Below are 18,024 nucleotides of genomic sequence, written 5' to 3'. Positions count from 1 at the left end.
GGCTGATGGCGGCTTGGGACAGCAAACCTGTCTCTTAATTAGCCATCCACCGCGAAATGATCCTATTTTGAGCACCGAGCCTAGTATGAATGACAACAAAAACGGCAGCTTTTCCGGCCATTCCATCGAGACGATACTGACTCACGAGGGTCGGAAGCCCGACGAGCAATACGGCTTTGTCAATACCCCGGTCTATCGGGGTTCGACCGTATTGTTCAAAACGCTCGCCGATATCGAGGCGCAGCAGCAACCCTATCTCTATGGGCGGGCCGGCAATCCGACAACCGATGGTGTCGAGGCCATCGTCACCGAACTGGAGGGGGCGTATCGCACGAGACTGGTGCCATCGGGGCTGGCGGCGATCACCATTGCGCTACTGAGCTGCGTCAAGGCGGGGGACGATATCCTGGTCAGCGACAGCGCCTATGAACCGGGGCGGGTGTTCAGCGACGGATTCCTGGCGCGCATGGGCGTGACCACCCGATATTACGACCCGCGCATCGGCGCAGGGTTGGGCGCGCTGATGCAGCCCAATACCAAGGCCGTGCTGGCCGAAAGCCCCGGTTCGCTGACCTTCGAGGTGCAGGATATTCCGGCGCTGGCCAAGGCCGCGCATGACGGGGGCGCCCGACTCATCGTCGATAACAGTTGGGCCAGCCCGCTCTATCACCAGCCGCTGGCGCTGGGGGCCGATCTGGTCGTGCATGCCGGCACCAAGATGTTCGTGGGGCACTCCGACGCCTTCGCCGGCACGATCTCGACCACAGAGGCGGCCTGGGGCGAGGTGGAGCGCACGCGGGCGCAGCTCGGCTTTTTCACCTCGGGGGACGAGGCTTTTCTGGTGGCGCGGGGTCTGCGCACGCTGGCGATCCGCATGAAGGAACACCAGCAGCGGGCGCTGGAGATTGCCCGCTGGCTGGAGGAACAGGACGAGGTGGTGCAGGTGCTGCACCCGGCGCTGCCGAGCCATCCCGATCATGCACTGTGGCAGCGCGATTTTACCGGCTCGGGCAGTCTTTTCGGCCTGTTGCTGGCCCCTGCCCCGCGTGCCTCGGTGGCGGCGTTTGTCGATGGATTGAACTTGTTCACGATGGGCTATTCATGGGGCGGCTATGAAAGCCTCTGCGTTCCGGTGAAGTTGGGCAGGAACCGCACGGCCAAGCCTTGGACCGCCGAGGGAAACCTGTTCCGGCTGCATATCGGGCTGGAAGGTGTCGAAGACCTCAAGGCCGATCTCAAGGCGGCAATCGAGCGCTATGCGCGGGCGCGTTGAAATGCGCGCCTGAGGGCAACGAATCGGCGGGGCACGATGCGGCCATCGGGGCGCGTCTCGAACAGCCAGCGGCGGCGGGCGAAAAGATTGCGCACCAGGTAGGCGCCAAGCATGCCGACGATCAGCCCCCCGAAAACGTCGGTGGGGTAGTGCATGCCCACAGGCACGCGCGACAGACCGACCAGGGCACCAACGACGAAGAACAGCGGAAACAGGCGCGGCCAGAGGAAGCCGATGGTGAAAGCCAGGGCGATGGCCGTGGTGGTATGGCCCGACGGGAAGCTCTGGAAACGCCAGTCGTTGACGAAATTCTGGAACGAGAAGGCGCCGGAAATTTCGAATTCACTGGGTCGGCCGCGGCCGACGAGGCGCTTAAGCAGATTGGCGATGAGCCCCGGTATGCCGACGCCGAGGAAGATGAAGCCGGACAGCAGGGCCACTTCGATGGCAGCGAGACGGGACAGGCGCCTGAGCAGCAGCGCCGCCGGCACGGCAAGGACGAACACCACCAGCGAGGGAATGAGCACCCAGTCCGACAGGCCGTAATCGGTGATGAAGAAGAACGGCGCGCGCCACTGGTCGGGCCAGCCGATGGCGCCGCGCGAAGCCCAGATATCGAGCTGCGACAGCAGCGCCACGCCGATGACGACACCGAGGCAGAACAAGGGCCAGCGCCGGCCATCGAGGCCCAGCGGCCAAGGCTTGGTAAGATCGGTCATGCCGATGGTTTTGCCGGGCGGCGGCCCCTCGCGTCAATAGTGCGGGTGGCCGCATCGGCTGCTTGCCCTTTGGAACCGAACACGGTAACGGAATGGGCGATCTCGGAGTGTAGCTCAGCCTGGTAGAGCACCGGTTTTGGGAACCGGGGGTCCAAAGTTCGAATCTTTGTACTCCGACCATCGCATCTGAAGCGTTTAGCGCATCGTGTTGAGGACCTTGCATGACCGCCCGTATCTACCGCCCGGCCCGTAACGCCATGCAGTCGGGAAAAGGGAAATCCAGGAACTGGGTGCTGGTTCACGAACTGGCAGAATCCAAGAGCATCGACCCGCTGATGGGCTATACGACCTCGGGCGATACCCGCCAGCAGGTGCGGCTGAGCTTCGAGACACAGGAAGAGGCGGAAGCCTATGCGCAGAAGAGCGGCATCGCCTATTCGGTGCAGCCGGCGCATGACGCCACGCCCAAGCGCGTGAGCTATCCCGACAATTTCAAATCCGACCGCAAGACGCCCTGGACGCATTAGAGGTCCTGGCAACAGGGATTATGCAACGCGCCACAAGTGATTGTGGCGTTTTGTTTTTTGGGGGGGCCGCATGGATAGCGTGCTGTTGATCGTGCTGGTTGGAGCCGCCGCAGCGGGGTTCGCCCAAGGCGTGTCCGGCTTTGCCTTTTCGCTGGTGGCCCTGTCGATCTGGGCCTGGGCCATCGACCCGCAACTGGCGGCCCCAATGGCGGTCTTCGGCTCGCTTGTCGGTCAATTGGTAGCACTGCCCTGGGTGTGGCGCGGATTTGATATCAGGCGCCTGCTGCCACTGGTGATCGGCGGCCTGATCGGCGTGCCATTCGGCGTGATGCTGCTGCAGTGGGTCGACCCTACGCTGTTCAAGTTCACGCTGGGCGTGTTCCTGCTGCTCTATTGCCCAGTCATGCTGCTGTTGCCGGCGGATTATGCCTGGCGGCATGGCGGGCGGATAGCCGATGGCACAGCCGGGTTTGCCGGCGGCATACTGGGCGGACTGGCGGGGATTTCGGGGCCGGTGCCGGCGCTATGGACCGCATTGCGGGGCTGGGACAAGGATACGCAGCGCGGCGTGCTGCAGGCGTTCAATATTGCCATGCACGTCATCACGCTCAGCGCCTATGCCCTGTCAGGCGGCATCACCGGCGAAGCGCTGGTGATGTTTGCGTGGATCGCGCCGGCACTTGCTATTCCAGCGGTGCTGGGCGTTTTGCTGTTCCGGCGGCTGGCAATGCAGACCTTCCGCCGCCTGATTCTGCTATTGCTGCTGGTCTCGGGACTAACCCTGGTCTGGGGCAGCGTCTTGCAATGGCTCTAGCCATCAAAAACCTAAGCGCCCAGGGGTTGGGCACTTCTGCGCGGCCTCATCCAACGGAGTCGTTCCGACCCCCGTGTCGGAGCTTTTGCGAAGCCTCCCGGAAAGCTCAGACCTCGCTGAGCTTGGTCCACTTGCCGTCGTTCTGGCTCGACTGCACCGAGGCGGTGATGAACTGCATACCTTCGACGCCATCGGCCATGGTGGGTAACAGGCCCTCATAGGCGGCGCCGTCGCCACGGATGATGGCGGCGAACTGACTGTAGAGCGTGGCGAAGGCTTCCAGATACCCTTCGGGGTGGCCCGAGGGAATGCGGACATTCATGGTCGAGGCGGCCGTGCCGGAAATGGCGCCGCCGCGCGTGAGAAGCTGCTTGGGTTTGCCGAATTCGGTGAACCACATGTAGTTCGGATTATCCTGGCGCCATTCGAGGCCGCCCTTGTCGCCATAGACGCGGAGCTGAAGGCCGTTTTCGTTGCCGACGGCGACCTGGCTGGCCCAGAGCATGCCCCTGGCGCCGCCTTCGAAGCGCAGCAGGATATGGACGTTGTCATCAAGCTGGCGGCCTGGCACGAAGCTGGTGAGATCGGCCGAAACCGAATCGGTCTTGAGGCCGGTGACGAAGCGGGCGAGGTTATAGGCGTGGGTGCCGATATCGCCGATGGCGCCGCCGGCGCCGGAGCGGGCCGGATCGGTGCGCCAGGAGGCCTGCTTGTTGTCTTCGCCGGCGGCTTCGGTCAGCCAATCCTGGGGATATTCGACCTGGGTAACGCGGATCTTGCCGAGACGGCCGGATTCCACCATTTCGCGGGCCTGCCGGATCAGCGGAAAGCCGGTGTAATTGTGGGTCAGCAGGAATTTGGCGCCGTTCTTCGGCTGGATGGCAGCCAGTTTGCGGGCATCTTCGAGCGTGCTCGTGAGCGGCTTGTCGCAGATGACGTGAATGCCGGCTTCGAGGAAGGCCTTGGCGGGACCATAGTGCATGTGGTTGGGCGTGACGATCGAGACCGCCTCGATGCCGTCCGGACGCGCGGCTTCGGCGCGGGCCATGTCCTCGTAGGAGGTGTAAATGCGGTCTTCTGCCAGGCCGATATTGCGGCCGGATTCCCTGGCTACATCGGGGCGTGACGACAGGGCGCCAGCCACCAGGTCGTAGTCGCCATCGATGCGGGACGCGACGCGGTGGACATAGCCGATAAAGGCTCCGGTGCCGCCGCCGACCATACCCAGACGAATGCGCTTTGCGCCGTTTTCAGCCATTGATGCCTCCTTTGTTTTGTGGCGTGGTCTGTACCACGCCCTCGTGGTTCGAGGCTCGCGAAGAACTCGCACCTCACCATGAGGGCTACTTTTAACTCAGTGTATCAGTAGCCCTCATGGTGAGGTGCGCTTCTTCAGCGCCTCGAACCACGAGGGCGTGGCAGCTTCAGGAGAGCCCGAGCATCTTGCGGTTTGCGGCCTTGTCGGTGCCCGACGAGGCGAAGTCGTCGAAGGCGTGTTCGGTGACGCGGATGATGTGATTCTTGATGAACTCGGCGCCTTCGCGCGCGCCGTCCTCGGGGTGCTTGATGGCGCATTCCCATTCGAGCACGGCCCAGCCGGCAAAGTCATACTGCGCCATCTTGGAGAAGATCGAGGCGAAATCGACCTGGCCATCGCCGAGCGAGCGGAAGCGCCCCGCCCGGTTGATCCAGCTCTGGTAGCCCGAATAGACGCCCTGGCGGCCGGTCGGATTGAACTCGGCATCCTTGACGTGGAACATCCGGATCCGCTCGTGGTAGATGTCGATGTAGTCGAGATAGTCGAGCTGCTGCAGCACGAAGTGGCTGGGATCGTAGAGCAGGTTGGCGCGCGGATGGTTGTTCACCCGCTCAAGGAACATCTCGTAGGTGACGCCGTCATGCAGGTCCTCGCCCGGATGGATCTCGTAGCAGACGTCGACGCCATTTTCGTCGAAGGCGTTGAGGATCGGGGTCCAGCGGCGCGCCAGTTCGTCGAAGGCTTCTTCGACCAGCCCGGCGGGGCGTTGCGGGAACGGATAGAGGAAGGGCCAGGCCAGCGCGCCCGAGAAGGTCGCGTGTTCGGTGAGGCCGAGATTCTTCGATGCCTTGGCCGCCCAGTGGAGCTGCTGCACTGCCCATTCCTGCCGCGCCTTGGGATTGCCGTGGACCGATGCCGGGGCGAAACCGTCGAGCATTGTGTCGTAGACCGGATGGGCGGCGACGAGCTGGCCCTGCAGGTGGGTCGACAACTCGGTGATCGCGAGGCCATGCTTTGCCGCGGTGCCGGCCAGTTCGTCGGCATAGGTCTTGGAGGTCGCGGCCTTTTCGAGGTCGATCAGGCTGCCGACCCAGGTCGGGACCTGCACACCCTTGTAGCCGTAATTGGCGGCCCAGCCACAGATGGCGTCGAAGGAATTGAACGGCGCCGCGTCGCCCGCGAACTGCGCCAGAAAAATAGCCGGCCCCTTGATGGTGCGCATGTCGTTTCTCCTCTTTCGGGCCCCTGCCTTTGGCGGCGCCTTGTCGTTGTCGACTCAACAGTAGACCTCACCCCGAGTTTGTCGAAGGGCGAGGTCCGTTAGAACATTGTTCGACAGGCCCATGGGCCTGTCAATGAGGTACGCACCTCATTATTTCAAAAGGGCCTGTGCCTCGACCGGGGTGAGTGCCTTGGGACGCTCGCAGGTGGTCGACAGGGTCAGCACCTGGCCGCTTTCGCCGGCCTTGAGCAGGCTGGTCATCACATCCACGGCATGCAGCGCCACATCGAGGCCACAGCGGGCATTATAGCCGCCATCGATGGAGGCCATCATGTCGGCGAGGCCCGCGGCGCGATAGTTGGCGCGCGGATGGTCCTTGTCGAGATCCTGGTTGGCCTTGCCGAAGGGGTGATCCCACGGGGTCACCTTGCTGCGGGTGCCGGCAATGTCGGCCGTGACCAGGTCGCCGCCGAAGAAGTTCGGATCGGGCACGAAGATGGAGCCGTCAGTGCCATAGAGTTCGATATTGTGGTGGCCATGCGCCGCCACGTCCCAGCTTGCGCCCATGGTGATGATGGCGCCGGAAACGAATTCGAGCACGCCATGGATGGTGGTGGGGGTGCCGACCTTGACGAAGGTGCCCTTATAGGGGCCTTCGGCGGTCACTTCGCGCTCGGTGCGGGCCATGTTGGTGAAGGCCGAGAGGCGCTTCACCGGTCCCAGCAGGTGGATCAGGTCGGTGACATAGTAAGGACCGAGATCGAGGATCGGGCCGGCGCCGGGCTGGAAGAAGAAGTCCGGATTGGGATGCCAATGCTCCATGCCGCGGCTCATGACATGCGTCGTGCCGCTCATGATCTTGCCGAGCTTGCCGCTGTCGATGATGTCGCGCGCCTGCTGGTGGGCGCCGCCGAGGAAGGTATCGGGGGCCGAGCCGACCTTGAGGCCGCGATCATCGGCGGCCTTTTTCAGCGCCATGCCCTCTTCGAGGCTGAGCACGAAGGGCTTTTCGGAATAGGCATGCTTGCCGGCCGAGACGATATCCATCGACACCGCATAGTGGGTCGCGGGGATCGTCAGGTTCACGATGACGTCGATTTCGCTGTTCTTGAGCAGCTCGTCGGGCGTCTGCGCCTTGACGCCGAATTCCTCGGCCCGCTTCTGGGCGGCCGCGGGAAGAATGTCGGCGACCGCCCGAACTTCGAGCCCCTTGAACAGAGGCGCCAAGCGCAGATAGGCGCTGGAGATATTGCCGGCACCCATGATGCCGACGCCAAAGGTCTTGGCCATTTGGATTACTTCCACTTCTTTGCGGCAGCGATGGAGCGCGTTGCGAAGCGCACGGCATCGGAAGGCTTGTCATGTTCGGCGACGAAATACTGCGCCTTGGTCTTGGCTTCCACCTTACCGATCAGGTTGTCCCAGTCGAGCACGCCGTGGCCCACATCGGCCCAGCCGTCTTCATCGAGATTCTGCCCTGCGGGGGCGATATCCTTGACGTGGACGGCGGTGATGCGGCTGCCATAGCGGTCGAACCAGGCGATCGGATCGGCCTTGCCGCGCACCACCCAGGCCACATCGCATTCCCATTCGATCTTGGGCGCGGTTTCGAGGATGATTTCCATCGGCGTGCGGCCGGTGGTGGTCGGCTTGAATTCGAAATCGTGGTTGTGCCAGCCGAAGCCGTAACCTTCCCTGGTGTAGGTCTCGGCGGCCTTGGCCAGCGTCTCGGCCAGTTCGAGCCACTTGGACTCGTCCTCGCTGCGACCCTCGGGCCCGATATGGGGAACGATGATCTTCTTCATGCCGAGGGTTTCTGCGGTCTTGAGCGTCGTGGACACGTCGGCAACCTGGGCCGGGCCGAAATGACCGGTCGGCATGGAGAGGCCGTTCTTCCTGAGATTGGCGGCCAGGCCGGCGGCGTCGGCATAGAGCCCACCAAAACCTTCGGTCTGGGTGTAGCCCAGCTTGCCGAGCGTAACGAGGAAGTCCTCTAGCGAGGGAACATTGCGGGCGCTGTAGAGCTGGAATGACAGTTCGGTCATCGTGGCCTCTTTGTAACGTTGGAATGACAGGTGGCATCGTATTGGCGATGCACGGGTAGCCTTGTTCAGGAATGTTGTCGCGCCCGCCGGACAGGCCAATCACCGCAAAAGTAATATCTGGCCAGGAGGCGGCGGCGAGACGGGAGCGGGGCGCCCGGAGGCGCCGCCGCGGCGTGGCAAAAGGCCGGTGCTACAGACGCTCGGTGGTGTCGGAGCTGAAGAACGAGCCGCGGGCCGGATCGAAGCCGACGACCAGCTTCTGGCCCGCTTCGAGATGGACGTCGCTGGCAGCGCGGAAGGTCACGGGACGGCCCGCGATCTTGGTCCAGGCCAGCGTGTCCGAGCCCATGGGCTCGACGATCTCGATCTCGACTTCGGCATTGTACGGCATCCTGGCCGCTTCTTCGCCGAGCAGGATGTGCTCGGGGCGAACGCCCAGCACGGCCTTGCCGGCTGCCTTGGACTTGTCGGCAAAGTCGTAGGTCGCGACGGGAATTGCCGTGCCGTCCTCGGCGGTGAAGGACGAGCCGTCCAGCGTGCCCTCGATAAAATTCATCGACGGGGAACCGATGAAGCCGGCGACGTAGAGATTGACCGGCTTGTTGTAGATGGTGTGCGGATCGGCGAGCTGCTGGATCACGCCATTCTTCATGATGGCGATGCGATCGGCCAGCGTGAGGGCCTCGATCTGGTCGTGGGTCACGTAGATCATCGTGTTCTTGAGCCGCGCATGCAGCCGCTTGATTTCGACGCGCAGGTCCGAACGGAGCTTGGCATCGAGGTTGGACAGCGGCTCGTCGAACAGGAACACGTCCACGTCGCGCACCAGGGCACGGCCGATGGCGACGCGCTGGCGCTGGCCACCGGACAGGTTGGCCGGCTTGCGGCCGAGCAGCGGCTGAATCTGGAGGATTTCGGCGGCGCGGGCGACGCGGCGCTCGATCTCTTCCTTCTTCATGCCGGCGACGCGCAGGCCGAAGCTGAGGTTCCGCTCCACCGTCATCTGCGGGTAGAGCGCGTAGGACTGGAACACCATGCCGATGCCACGGTCCTTGGGCTCTTCCCAGGTAACGTTCTTGCCATTGATGAAGATCTGGCCGGCAGAGACGTCGAGCAGGCCGGCGATGCAGTTGAGCAGCGTGGACTTGCCGCAACCCGAGGGCCCGAGCAGGACGATGAACTCGCCCTGCTCGATGTCGAGATTGAGAGTCTCGAGCACCTTCACGTTGCCGAAGTTGAGCGAGAGATCGCGGATGGAAACGCTATGTTGCATGAGATTATCCCTTCACGGCGCCGGCGGCGACGCCGCGAACAAACAGCTTGCCGGACACAAAGTAGATGATCAGGGGGACCAGACCCGTCAGCACGGTCGCAGCCATGTTGACGTTGTATTCGGGCGTACCCTGAGCCGAATTGACGATGTTGTTGAGCTGGACGGTCATCGGCAGGTTCTTCGTGCCGGCGAAAACCACGCCGAACAGGAAGTCGTTCCAGATGCCGGTCACCTGCAGGATCAATGCGACCACGAAGATCGGCAGCGACATGGGCAGCATGATCTCGAAGAAGATGCGCCAGAACCCTGCCCCATCGACGCGGGCAGCCTTGAACAGCTCCTGCGGCAGCGAACCGAAATAGTTGCGGAACAGCAGTGTCAGGATCGGCATGCCGAAGATGGTGTGCACGATGATGACAGCCTGCAGCGTGCCGAAAATGCCCATTTCACGGGTGATCATCACCAGCGGATACAGGAACACCTGGTAGGGGATGAACGAACCGAAGATGAGGATGGCGAAGAAGAGTTCCGAACCCTTGAAGCGCCAGTTGATCAGGGCATAGCCGTTTACCGCCGCGATGAAGATCGAAACGATGGTGCTCGGAATGGTGATCTTGACCGAATTCCAGAAGCCGGGCGACAGGCCCTCGCAGGTCAAGCCGGTACAGGCGCTGGTCCATGCCTTGATCCAGGCATCGAAATTGATCTGATTGGGGAAGGCGAAGATGTTGCCGAAACGGATTTCCGGCATCGTCTTGAACGACGTCACCACCATCACGTAGAGCGGAAACAGGAAGTAGAGGGTGAAGAAGACCAAGACCGAATAAATGATGATCTTGGTCGGGGTGAAGAACGGCTTGGGCCGGGGGCCACGCGGTTCGACGCCGACGGAGGTGTCCGGAGCGGAGCCGGCCATGGTTGCGGTCTGGCTCATGACTGACGTCCCTTTCCGCCAAATTCGAGGTACGCCCAGGGGATCATGATGATGACGACGGTCAGCAGCATCATGCTTGCCGCGGCCAGGCCCTGGCCGATATTGCCGCCCGAGAACATGTAATTATAGACGTATTTGGCGGGCACTTCCGACGAAATGCCGGGCCCGCCATTGGTCAGCGCCACGACGAGGTCGTAAAGGCGGACGATGCCTGAGCCGATCAGCACCACGGCCGTCACCAGCACGCCGCGCATCATGGGCAAAACGATCGAGACATAGGTGCGCCAGGTGGGGATGCCGTCAACGCGGGCGGCTTTCCAAATCTCGTCATCGACGCCGCGCAGGCCGGCGAGCATGAGGACCATGCAGAAGCCAACGCCCTGCCACAGCCCGGCGATCAGCAGCGCAAATAGCACCATGCGCGGATTGGCGATCCAGTCGAAGCTGAACCCGGTCCAGCCCAGATTGCGGATCGTGGTCTGCAGGCCCAGCGTGGGGTTCATGATCCACTGCCAGACGAGACCCGTCACGATGAAGCTGAGGGCGAAAGGGTAGAGCATGATGGTGCGGAAGGCGCTTTCGAAGCGGATCTTCTGGTCCATCAGCACGGCGAGCAGGAAGCCCAGGACCAGGGTAAACACCAGCGACATGGCGCCGTAGCTGATCAGGTTGGTGACCGAGACATTCCAGCGCGAGGTGCCGAACAGGCGTTCATACTGATCGAAGCCGACAAACTTGCCGGTCGGCAGGAGCTTGGAGTTGGTGAACGAATAATAGATGGTCCAGAGTGTGCAGCCGACAAAGACGATCAGCACGGTGGCGATCATCGGCAGGGCCGCAATCTTGGCGGGCAGGTTGTGAACGAAGGTTTTTCGAAGGAAGCCGCGCTGACCGGATATTCCGGCGCCCTCTACCCTCTGAACGGCTGTATCCGCCATCAGTCTCTCCATAAGAAAGTGGTCGACCTTGCCAATCAAGGCCGACCACCGCTTTCAACGATGAGAACTCAATCCCATCCAAGTCGCCGGAGGATTAATCCGCCGACTCGATGATCGAGGCGTAGCGCTCGATGTAGTCATCGACGGTGATGCTGTCGTCGTCGAGGAACTCGGTGTTGAGATCCTGCATCTGCTGCTGGGTATCGCTGGAGAGCGCGAAGTCGCCAGAAGGCAGCAGACCGTTGTCGAGCAGCTTCAGTGCCTTGGCCATGCACGCATTGGCACCCGACAGGTCGATGTCGGTGCGGATCGGCATGGAGCCCTTCTTCAGGTTGAAGGCGAGCTGGGCTTCAGGCGAGATCAGGATCTTGGCCAGATCGGTCTGGGCCTGGATCACTGCCGGGTCGGTGCCTTCAGGCAGGACCGGGAAGTAGAACGAGTCGCCGCCACCGGTCAGCTGATCGCCGAGGCCGAGAGCCGGGAGACATTCATAGTCCACGCCGGGAACGCCGCCGGCCACCTGCAGGTCACCCTGCAGCCAGTCGCCGTGGATGTTGCCGGCAGCAGTGCCTTCAAGCAGCTGGTTGCCAACGTCACCGAAGGACGGGACCATCATGTCAGGCGAGATCACGCTGCGCAGGTGGTCAAGAGCCTCGGCAACCTTGCGGAATTCGGGGCCACGAACAGCGTCGGCGCTCTTGTCGCGGTTGATGGCGAGGACGAGGTCCGAACCACCCAGACCCGACATCAGCACGCCCGGGATACCCGAGAACGGCCAGCCGGTGGCCAGGCCGAACGGCAGGATGCCGGCTTCTTCGAGAGCAGGCCAGGAGGCGACATACTCATTCCAGTCCTTGGGAACCGGCTGACCAATCGTCTCATAGGCCTTGGTGGAGAGCCACAGCCAATCCCACGAGTGGATGTTGACCGGGAAGCAGTAGATCTTGCCGTCATAGGTGCACGGAGCAAGCAGCGACTGATCGACGTAGAAGTCGAGGCCGCCCATTTCTTCGACGATCGGCGTCAGGTCGCGGATCAGGCCAGCCTGAATCAGCTCCTCGGCGTCACGGCCGGTATTCATCTGGGTCGCGCCCATCGGGTCACCGCCGATGATACGGCTGATGATGACGGGGTTGGCACCAGTGCCCGAGCCAGCAAGGGCGCTATCCACCCAATGATTGCCGGTCTGCTCTTCGAACACGCGAGCAAATTCGGCCACGGCGGCGGCTTCACCAGCCGACGTCCACCAGTGCGTCACTTCGAGGTCTGCCGCCATAACAGCAGTCGACCCGAGCAAAGCGGTCGCCATAGCGGCAACCACTGCAAACTTCTTCATAGAATGTCCTCCCAACGATCACTTGGAGCGAAGCGCTCCCGCGAAGCTGCCAGCCGCAAGGTTGCCTTCTTGCGAAGCATCCCGTGCTGGCGGCGTGTAATCGATTGCATCGTTCGGCTCCCGAAACCTCTGCAATCGATTGCATTAGTTTCGTACACGCCTTGCGCACCTGTCAATACCGATTTAGACAGTTTGGGTTACTGACAGCGAGAGGGGGCGCTGCCAGGCATGACTCTGGTAAAGAAAACGCCGACAATTCAAGACGTTGCGCGTTTCGCAAATGTGTCCACGGCGACTGTGAGCCGCGCCCTTTCAAGCCCGGAACGGGTGAGCGAGCAAACCCGCGCGCGTATTTCCGAGGCCGTTCGCGTCACCGGCTACACACCCAACCAGTCGGCCCGCTCATTGCGCCAGCGAACCGCCCGGACGATCCTCGTCGCGCTGCCCGATATCGGCAATTCCTTCTTCTCGGTTATCCTCGATGCGGTGGAGCGCGAGGCGGCATCGCGCGGCTATGGCGTGCTGGTGGCCAATCGTTTTCCGCGCATGGATTCCGGCCTGCGCATGCGGGACTATTTCCTCTCCAATCGCGTCGACGGCCTGCTGCTGCTCGACGGCTCGGTGGACCTCGAACAACTGATGATGCTCACCGGTGACCCCACGCCGGTCCCGCTGATCGTGGCCTGCGAAGAAATCCCCAATGCGCCCTTCCATACGGTCAAGACCGACAATGGCTATGCCGCCGAACGGGCCACGCGCCACCTCATCGACCTCGGCCATCGCCGAATCGGTCACATCAGGGGGCCGGATGGCAATGTGCTGACTGGCGAGCGGGAACAGGGATATGCCCGCGCCATGCAGGCGGCGGGCCTCGATATATGCCCCGAATGGCTGCTGCCCGGAGGGTTCGAGATGGAGGTCGGCCGGGCGGCGGCGGGGCGTTTCATTGCCATTGCCGACCGGCCGACGGCGATTTTCGCGGCCAATGACGAAAGCGCCATCGGCTTTATCTCCGGCTTGCGCCAGCACGGGCTGGACTGCCCCGGCGACGTCTCGGTCGTGGGGTTCGACGACCTGGTGCTGGCGGCGCATGTCTGGCCTCCGCTCACCACCATGCGGCAGCCCCGCGCGGCTTTGGGGCGGATCGCTGCTGGCGCGCTGATCGACCTGATCGAGGGGGAACGCCGCAGCCGGGTGCCAATGCATATGGTGCTGAGTTCGGAAATGATCGTGCGCGGGACCACCGCTCGCCCCCCTGCCCCCACGGCACCGGCTTCGCCGTCATCGGCCCAGGTTGTGCGATAGCGCCGCACAAGGGCATTTCCTTTGCGCGAAAATGCGTTAAATGGGGCCATTGCGCTGGTCCCGTAGCTCAGCTGGATAGAGCAGCAGCCTTCTAAGCTGTTGGTCGGAGGTTCGAGTCCTCCCGGGATCGCCAATTTCCTTACAAGTGTACCGGATGGGTAGAGACGCGGGTAACGGCGTCGCGTGGTGACCGGCGAACCTTAAGGTTTCGGCAATGCCGCTATCGGTAGCTAACCGTATGCGCGACCTGTCCAAACTCCATGCCGGCAAATCGGCCCTGCTGCTCGAACGCAGGATAGCTCCCCGTCGAAATACCAATATCGAAGCCCTGATCAGTTTCGGCAAAACCAGCCTGCCCTGCATCATCCGCAACGTCTCCGATACCGGGGCGAAGCTGGAAGTGGCCAGGGTTGCCGGGATTCCCGACGTGTTCCTGCTGCATGCACCGGGCCATCGCCCGCAGACCTGCCGCGTGGCCTGGCGAGCGCTCAAGGAACTGGGCGTGGAATACCGGAGCTAGAAGTCGAAGCCCATCTGCGAAACGGCTTTTTCGCGGGCCGGCTTCGGCATCGTGGCCACAGGCGCGGGCCTGGGCGCTGCGATGGGCACCGGCTTTGCTGCCGGTTCCGGCTTGCGCACGGCCTTTTCGGCCGGCGCGACCGCATCGAGCCAGTCACGTACCGGCTTGAGGCGACCGGCATGAAGCGCGTAGCGGTTTTCCCGTCCTGATTTCTTCTCGCTGATCAGCTTAGCCTGCTTGAGCACCCGCAGGTGCCGCGAAATGGCAGGGCGACTGATGGCGAAATGGCTCGTGAGCACATGCACCGGCTGCGGACCGTCATGCAGGATTTCGATGATGCGGCAACGTGTTGGGTCGGCCAGGGCGATCAGGACGGGTAGAGGGGGCATGCGCGTTCCATAGCGGTTCGCCGATGCAGTAGTAACACTGGCGTTACCCGTCAAGCAAGAGCCTTGCCGGGCAACGGGTTATTCACCAGATGCGTTGAGCGGGGCTTTACGATGCCGCACGATGACCGCTTTGCCGCAATAATCTGGTCACTTCCCTGCGCCAGGGTCGGTGTTCAAACGGAGGACGATACGTGCAGAAACCAGTGGCAAGATATTCATGGTGGAGCCGCGAACAGCGGCCGTTCACCCTTGCCGAACTGGTGGTGGACGGCATCGTGCATGTGCTGGGGCTGATCGTCGCCATTGCAGCCGGCTCGGTGCTGCTGGCCTATGCCATTGTGGAGACGGCGCCGGAGATTGCGCCGGCCCTGGTGGTCTATGTCGGATCGCTGGTGGCGGTGCTGGGCGTATCGCTGGCCTATAATCTGTGGCCGGTATCGCCGATCAAGAAGCTGCTGGCGCGCTTCGACCAGGCCGCCATATTCCTGTTCATCGCCGGCTCCTATACGCCATTCCTGGCCGTTATCGGCGGCACCACGACTGGTGTGCTGATGACCACATTCGTCTGGGGGGCGTCGCTGATCGGGGTGGCGCTCAAGCTGATCGTGCCGGAGCGCTTCGGGCGGCTGGCCATCGTGCTCTACCTGGCGATCGGCTGGAGCGGTGTCCTGGTGTTCCAGTCGCTGGCGCAGACGCTGCCGGCCACCACCATGTGGCTGCTGCTGGCGGGCGGGATCACCTATTCACTGGGGATCGTTTTCCACCTGTGGGAAAGGCTCAAGTTCCAGAACGCCCTGTGGCATGTCTTCGTGGTGGCGGGCGCCAGCCTGCATCTCTGGGCGGTGATCGACTGCATGGTCGTCAACCGCCTGTAATCACCTGGTCTGGGCGCCGACCCGCTCATGGTCCATCGTATCGCCGGGCTTCAGCCCGATCTTGACCGAGCGTCCGCCGGGGATTTCCAGCACGAACTGTACCGGCACTTCCGAGGGAATGGAGGTGATGTCGTGCGGGCGGGCGTTGACATGGATGGTTTTCACCACCCCGTCGGCGCCGACAAAGACCATGTCGAGCGGGATGAAGGTGTTGCGCATCCAGAACGATACCGGGCGTTCTTCCTTGAAGTCGAACAGCATGCCGGCATCCTCGGCCAGCTCGGTGCGATACATCAGTCCCTGGGCCCGGCTTTCCGGCGTATCGACCACTTCGACGTTGAAACTGTAATCGCCGGTCGAGGAATGCAGCACCAGCTTGCCCTCATCGCTGCAGGCGGCCAGCGGCAGCGCCACGACACCAATCGCCATTGCCACCACGGCACGGCGCAGCACCGGGGCGAGGCCTTGGGCAAATATCTGCATAGCGGATTTCCTAGTGCGAGGACGGTGCGTCGCCCCAACCATCAGGCCGGATTTCGGCGACCATAAGGCCCTTGGGGCCATTGCCGTAGCGCACCAGTACATACTGGCCGGGGCGCAATTCGGTGATGCCGAAGCGGCGCAGGGTTTCCATGTGGACGAACACATCGGGCGTCCCCTCGCCGGCCGACAGGAAGCCGAAGCCACGGATGCGGTTAAACCACTTCACTTCCAGCCGAACCATGCCCGAGGTCGGTTCCACAACGACGTGGGTACGGGGCGCCGGCATCTGGGTTGGGTGGCGGGCAGTCGATTCGTCCATCGAGACGATGCGGAAAGCCTGCAGCCCCCCTGGGCGATTGAGCGCTTCGACGACGATGCGGGCGCCCTCATAGGCGGTCTGGTAACCGTCGCGGCGCAGGCAGGTCACATGCAGCAGCACGTCGGGCATGCCATTGTCGGGCACGATGAAGCCGAAGCCCTTGCCGGCATCGAACCACTTGATGGCGCCGGAAACCTCGATCGTGGCATCCCGCCCGCCATCCTGGGACAGCGCGTCATTGCGGGCAAACGACCCTGTCTCGCTCGACAGGCCCGTGCCCTCTTCGCCATCGCCAGTAAACTTGGCCCCCATGCTCCCCAAGCCCTTCGTACTCGCCTCGCCGCCGCGAGGTACTCCACAAGACAGGGGGACACTCTGTCCGATTCAAAGGCAATTGTTAAGAGTCTGTTTCGAATTGCACCGGTTGCGGCGCGGACGCGCGCTTGCTAGGCCATCTGCAACGATTTCGCCAAGGAGAAGCGCGCCATGAAGTACCTGCACACCATGGTCCGGGTGACCAATGTCGAGGACAGCCTGCGGTTTTATTGCGAGGGCCTGGGGCTGGAGGAAGTGCGGCGGAACGAGAACGAGAAAGGTCGCTATACGCTGATTTTCCTGCGCGCACCGGGCGATGCCGGGGGCGAGGTGGAGCTGACTTACAACTGGGACCCCGAGGAATATACGGGTGGGCGCAATTTCGGGCACCTGGCCTATCGCACGCAGGATATCTACAAGCTCTGCCAGCACCTTAGCGATATGGGGATCACCATCAACCGGCCGCCGCGCGACGGGCATATGGCGTTTGTGCGTTCGCCGGATGGCATTTCGGTGGAGCTGATCCAGGACGGATCGCTGCCGCCGCAGGAGCCGTGGCTGTCGATGGCGAACAGTGGCAAGTGGTAGCATTTGGTTAGCGTACTGTTAGCATTTCGCTAACCGTCGCGCTTAGCGCGGGGTTAGCGAAAAGACTCGTATTTTAGCGGCTTCACAGAATGGACCATTGCCTGTTGCACCAACGCAACAGGCGGTTTCCGGAAGCCGCCATGCAGAGCAAAACCCGTTCCATCGCCGCCCTGCTGGTCACCGCGCTGGCGTTAGCAGCTTGTGCCCCGATGGCGATGTTCGCCAGTTCGAGCGGCGCCGGCTATGCCGGCAAACGCAGCGACTGGGGCACCTTCGTCTCCAGCCGCGAGGTCAATGCGCTGTGCATTGCCCCCAAGCTGCGCTTCCTCATCTGGGAATTCGAGGGGCATTTCGGCCGCAAGGTGATCATGAATTCGGGCTATCGCGACGGCCAGCATAACAGCGCGGCGGGCGGAGCGGACAACTCCTACCATACCAAGTGCATGGCCGCCGATTTCTACATTCCGGGCGTCGACAAGAGCCAGCTCATCGCCTTCGCCATGCAGACCGGCAGCGTGGGCGGGCTGGGCTGCTATCCGGGCAAGAGCTTCATCCATGTCGACGTGCGCGACCGGCCGCGCGGCTACAGCCGGCCGGTGACCTTCTCGGGCTGTTAAAAAAATCCGCTTTGGGCGTACAGGGGGTTGCACATCCGACATCCCCCAACTATACGGTCCACCAGCGCTCAGGCGCCCTTCGTCTATCGGTTAGGACGGCACCCTTTCACGGTGCAGAGAGGGGTTCGACTCCCCTAGGGCGTACCATTCCCTCCTTGGCGGGAATGACATAGAGTAGCTAGACGTTTCCAGGTCCGCGGCCATCGTCTATCGGTTAGGACGGCACCCTCTCACGGTGCAGAGCGGGGTTCGATTCCCCGTGGCCGTACCAGGA

The 18,024-nt window shown here is 62.6% G+C and carries 20 protein-coding genes and 4 tRNA genes; 12 read left to right on the top strand and 12 right to left on the bottom strand.

Translation table 11 applies throughout. From position 1 onward, the window contains the following. Positions 1 to 85: 85 nt before the first annotated feature. The gene (metC, locus tag ASD80_RS04625) at positions 86 to 1,273 is read left to right on the top strand and encodes a cystathionine beta-lyase (RefSeq protein WP_056229620.1); all 1,188 of its coding nucleotides are present in this window, start codon (positions 86 to 88) and stop codon (positions 1,271 to 1,273) included. On the opposite strand, the gene ASD80_RS04620 is transcribed toward metC, so the two are convergent. Beyond that, positions 1,255 to 1,992 (bottom strand): phosphatase PAP2 family protein, encoded by a 738-nt coding sequence (locus ASD80_RS04620; protein WP_056229618.1) that lies wholly within the window; start codon positions 1,990 to 1,992, stop codon positions 1,255 to 1,257. The genes metC and ASD80_RS04620 overlap by 19 nt on opposite strands. Before the next feature lie 103 nt (positions 1,993 to 2,095). On the opposite strand from ASD80_RS04620, the gene ASD80_RS04615 reads away from it, so the two are divergent. The 3 genes from ASD80_RS04615 to ASD80_RS04605 all read left to right on the top strand — a co-directional run bounded on the left by ASD80_RS04615 (position 2,096) and on the right by ASD80_RS04605 (position 3,333). Then, positions 2,096 to 2,172, top strand: a tRNA-Pro gene (locus tag ASD80_RS04615). A gap of 41 nt (positions 2,173 to 2,213) precedes the next feature. After that, complete coding sequence (locus tag ASD80_RS04610; RefSeq protein ID WP_056229615.1) at positions 2,214 to 2,519, top strand: ETC complex I subunit; 306 nt, start codon at positions 2,214 to 2,216, stop codon at positions 2,517 to 2,519. Positions 2,520 to 2,589: 70 nt separating this feature from the next. Further along, the gene (locus tag ASD80_RS04605; protein WP_056229612.1) at positions 2,590 to 3,333 is read left to right on the top strand and encodes a sulfite exporter TauE/SafE family protein; all 744 of its coding nucleotides are present in this window, start codon (positions 2,590 to 2,592) and stop codon (positions 3,331 to 3,333) included. A 106-nt stretch (positions 3,334 to 3,439) separates the two neighbouring features. Here the strand turns inward: ASD80_RS04605 and ASD80_RS04600 are convergent, their stop codons facing one another. The 8 genes from ASD80_RS04600 to ASD80_RS04565 form a co-directional block, all read right to left on the bottom strand. Beyond that, positions 3,440 to 4,591 (bottom strand): Gfo/Idh/MocA family protein, encoded by a 1,152-nt coding sequence (locus ASD80_RS04600; protein ID WP_056229611.1) that lies wholly within the window; start codon positions 4,589 to 4,591, stop codon positions 3,440 to 3,442. Between the two features lie 166 nt (positions 4,592 to 4,757). Further along, positions 4,758 to 5,813, bottom strand: coding sequence for a sugar phosphate isomerase/epimerase family protein (locus tag ASD80_RS04595; RefSeq protein ID WP_056229608.1), 1,056 nt, complete (start codon positions 5,811 to 5,813; stop codon positions 4,758 to 4,760). A 150-nt stretch (positions 5,814 to 5,963) separates the two neighbouring features. After that, positions 5,964 to 7,103, bottom strand: coding sequence for a Gfo/Idh/MocA family protein (locus ASD80_RS04590; RefSeq protein ID WP_056229605.1), 1,140 nt, complete (start codon positions 7,101 to 7,103; stop codon positions 5,964 to 5,966). A gap of 5 nt (positions 7,104 to 7,108) precedes the next feature. Beyond that, positions 7,109 to 7,858, bottom strand: a complete 750-nt coding sequence (locus ASD80_RS04585) for a sugar phosphate isomerase/epimerase family protein (protein WP_056229603.1) — start codon at positions 7,856 to 7,858, stop codon at positions 7,109 to 7,111. Between the two features lie 190 nt (positions 7,859 to 8,048). Beyond that, complete coding sequence (locus ASD80_RS04580) at positions 8,049 to 9,131, bottom strand: ABC transporter ATP-binding protein (RefSeq protein WP_056229600.1); 1,083 nt, start codon at positions 9,129 to 9,131, stop codon at positions 8,049 to 8,051. Between the two features lie 4 nt (positions 9,132 to 9,135). Beyond that, positions 9,136 to 10,065: a carbohydrate ABC transporter permease gene (locus ASD80_RS04575; RefSeq protein WP_056229597.1), complete on the bottom strand. Its 930-nt coding sequence runs from the start codon at positions 10,063 to 10,065 to the stop codon at positions 9,136 to 9,138. Then, positions 10,062 to 11,003: a carbohydrate ABC transporter permease gene (locus ASD80_RS04570; RefSeq protein ID WP_082555059.1), complete on the bottom strand. Its 942-nt coding sequence runs from the start codon at positions 11,001 to 11,003 to the stop codon at positions 10,062 to 10,064. Before ASD80_RS04570 ends, ASD80_RS04575 begins: the two co-directional genes overlap by 4 nt. A 94-nt stretch (positions 11,004 to 11,097) precedes the next feature. After that, entirely contained in the window at positions 11,098 to 12,339 is a 1,242-nt protein-coding gene (locus tag ASD80_RS04565) for an ABC transporter substrate-binding protein (RefSeq protein ID WP_056229595.1), read from the bottom strand. Between the two features lie 228 nt (positions 12,340 to 12,567). Here ASD80_RS04565 and ASD80_RS04560 point away from each other — a divergent pair, with 228 nt between their 5' ends. The 3 genes from ASD80_RS04560 (at position 12,568) to ASD80_RS04550 (ending at position 14,164) form a co-directional block, all read left to right on the top strand. After that, positions 12,568 to 13,644 carry a LacI family DNA-binding transcriptional regulator gene (locus tag ASD80_RS04560; RefSeq protein WP_082555053.1) on the top strand — a complete coding sequence of 359 codons (1,077 nt, stop codon included), beginning with the start codon at positions 12,568 to 12,570 and terminating at the stop codon, positions 13,642 to 13,644. A gap of 56 nt (positions 13,645 to 13,700) precedes the next feature. Further along, a tRNA-Arg gene (locus ASD80_RS04555) sits at positions 13,701 to 13,777 on the top strand. A 105-nt stretch (positions 13,778 to 13,882) separates the two neighbouring features. Continuing rightward, entirely contained in the window at positions 13,883 to 14,164 is a 282-nt protein-coding gene (locus tag ASD80_RS04550; RefSeq protein ID WP_056229590.1) for a PilZ domain-containing protein, read from the top strand. Here the strand turns inward: ASD80_RS04550 and ASD80_RS04545 are convergent. After that, positions 14,161 to 14,553, bottom strand: coding sequence for an ArsR/SmtB family transcription factor (locus ASD80_RS04545; RefSeq protein ID WP_056229587.1), 393 nt, complete (start codon positions 14,551 to 14,553; stop codon positions 14,161 to 14,163). The two genes, ASD80_RS04550 and ASD80_RS04545, sit on opposite strands and share 4 nt — an antisense overlap. 203 nt (positions 14,554 to 14,756) lie before the next feature. Between ASD80_RS04545 and trhA the strand changes: the two genes are divergently transcribed. Continuing rightward, positions 14,757 to 15,428: a PAQR family membrane homeostasis protein TrhA gene (trhA, locus tag ASD80_RS04540; protein ID WP_244488933.1), complete on the top strand. Its 672-nt coding sequence runs from the start codon at positions 14,757 to 14,759 to the stop codon at positions 15,426 to 15,428. Here the strand turns inward: trhA and ASD80_RS04535 are convergent, their stop codons facing one another. Then, entirely contained in the window at positions 15,429 to 15,911 is a 483-nt protein-coding gene (locus ASD80_RS04535) for a DUF192 domain-containing protein (protein ID WP_056229582.1), read from the bottom strand. A gap of 10 nt (positions 15,912 to 15,921) precedes the next feature. Further along, positions 15,922 to 16,542: a cold-shock protein gene (locus ASD80_RS04530; RefSeq protein WP_082555051.1), complete on the bottom strand. Its 621-nt coding sequence runs from the start codon at positions 16,540 to 16,542 to the stop codon at positions 15,922 to 15,924. Between the two features lie 174 nt (positions 16,543 to 16,716). On the opposite strand from ASD80_RS04530, the gene ASD80_RS04525 reads away from it, so the two are divergent. The 4 genes from ASD80_RS04525 to ASD80_RS04510 all read left to right on the top strand — a co-directional run bounded on the left by ASD80_RS04525 (position 16,717) and on the right by ASD80_RS04510 (position 18,021). Continuing rightward, a complete protein-coding gene (locus ASD80_RS04525; RefSeq protein WP_056229579.1) occupies positions 16,717 to 17,133 on the top strand; it encodes a VOC family protein in 417 nt (138 codons plus the stop codon). Between the two features lie 140 nt (positions 17,134 to 17,273). Next, positions 17,274 to 17,750, top strand: a complete 477-nt coding sequence (locus ASD80_RS04520; protein WP_162247314.1) for a YcbK family protein — start codon at positions 17,274 to 17,276, stop codon at positions 17,748 to 17,750. A 72-nt stretch (positions 17,751 to 17,822) separates the two neighbouring features. Then, positions 17,823 to 17,897, top strand: a tRNA-Glu gene (locus tag ASD80_RS04515). Between the two features lie 49 nt (positions 17,898 to 17,946). Continuing rightward, positions 17,947 to 18,021: transfer RNA gene (locus tag ASD80_RS04510), tRNA-Glu, on the top strand. Positions 18,022 to 18,024 lie beyond the last annotated feature (3 nt).

This window comes from Devosia sp. Root635 (genome assembly GCF_001427605.1).
Classification (GTDB): Bacteria; Pseudomonadota; Alphaproteobacteria; order Rhizobiales; family Devosiaceae; genus Devosia.
This window is presented reverse-complemented; position numbering and strand designations above follow the sequence as displayed.

What these genes read in the sequence shown, in the direction of transcription:
- ASD80_RS04585 (WP_056229603.1), bottom strand. Translation starts at nt 7,858, where the DNA reads ATGACCGAACTGTCATTCCAGCTCTACAGCGCCCGCAATGTTCCCTCG.
- ASD80_RS04520 (WP_162247314.1), top strand. Translation starts at nt 17,274, where the DNA reads ATGCAGAGCAAAACCCGTTCCATCGCCGCCCTGCTGGTCACCGCGCTG.
- ASD80_RS04530 (WP_082555051.1), bottom strand. Translation starts at nt 16,542, where the DNA reads ATGGGGGCCAAGTTTACTGGCGATGGCGAAGAGGGCACGGGCCTGTCG.
- ASD80_RS04525 (WP_056229579.1), top strand. Translation starts at nt 16,717, where the DNA reads ATGAAGTACCTGCACACCATGGTCCGGGTGACCAATGTCGAGGACAGC.
- ASD80_RS04570 (WP_082555059.1), bottom strand. Translation starts at nt 11,003, where the DNA reads ATGGCGGATACAGCCGTTCAGAGGGTAGAGGGCGCCGGAATATCCGGT.
- metC (WP_056229620.1), top strand. Translation starts at nt 86, where the DNA reads ATGAATGACAACAAAAACGGCAGCTTTTCCGGCCATTCCATCGAGACG.
- ASD80_RS04610 (WP_056229615.1), top strand. Translation starts at nt 2,214, where the DNA reads ATGACCGCCCGTATCTACCGCCCGGCCCGTAACGCCATGCAGTCGGGA.
- ASD80_RS04560 (WP_082555053.1), top strand. Translation starts at nt 12,568, where the DNA reads ATGACTCTGGTAAAGAAAACGCCGACAATTCAAGACGTTGCGCGTTTC.
- ASD80_RS04580 (WP_056229600.1), bottom strand. Translation starts at nt 9,131, where the DNA reads ATGCAACATAGCGTTTCCATCCGCGATCTCTCGCTCAACTTCGGCAAC.
- ASD80_RS04575 (WP_056229597.1), bottom strand. Translation starts at nt 10,065, where the DNA reads ATGAGCCAGACCGCAACCATGGCCGGCTCCGCTCCGGACACCTCCGTC.
- ASD80_RS04600 (WP_056229611.1), bottom strand. Translation starts at nt 4,591, where the DNA reads ATGGCTGAAAACGGCGCAAAGCGCATTCGTCTGGGTATGGTCGGCGGC.
- ASD80_RS04595 (WP_056229608.1), bottom strand. Translation starts at nt 5,813, where the DNA reads ATGCGCACCATCAAGGGGCCGGCTATTTTTCTGGCGCAGTTCGCGGGC.
- ASD80_RS04545 (WP_056229587.1), bottom strand. Translation starts at nt 14,553, where the DNA reads ATGCCCCCTCTACCCGTCCTGATCGCCCTGGCCGACCCAACACGTTGC.
- ASD80_RS04565 (WP_056229595.1), bottom strand. Translation starts at nt 12,339, where the DNA reads ATGAAGAAGTTTGCAGTGGTTGCCGCTATGGCGACCGCTTTGCTCGGG.
- ASD80_RS04605 (WP_056229612.1), top strand. Translation starts at nt 2,590, where the DNA reads ATGGATAGCGTGCTGTTGATCGTGCTGGTTGGAGCCGCCGCAGCGGGG.
- ASD80_RS04535 (WP_056229582.1), bottom strand. Translation starts at nt 15,911, where the DNA reads ATGCAGATATTTGCCCAAGGCCTCGCCCCGGTGCTGCGCCGTGCCGTG.
- ASD80_RS04620 (WP_056229618.1), bottom strand. Translation starts at nt 1,992, where the DNA reads ATGACCGATCTTACCAAGCCTTGGCCGCTGGGCCTCGATGGCCGGCGC.
- ASD80_RS04590 (WP_056229605.1), bottom strand. Translation starts at nt 7,103, where the DNA reads ATGGCCAAGACCTTTGGCGTCGGCATCATGGGTGCCGGCAATATCTCC.
- ASD80_RS04550 (WP_056229590.1), top strand. Translation starts at nt 13,883, where the DNA reads ATGCGCGACCTGTCCAAACTCCATGCCGGCAAATCGGCCCTGCTGCTC.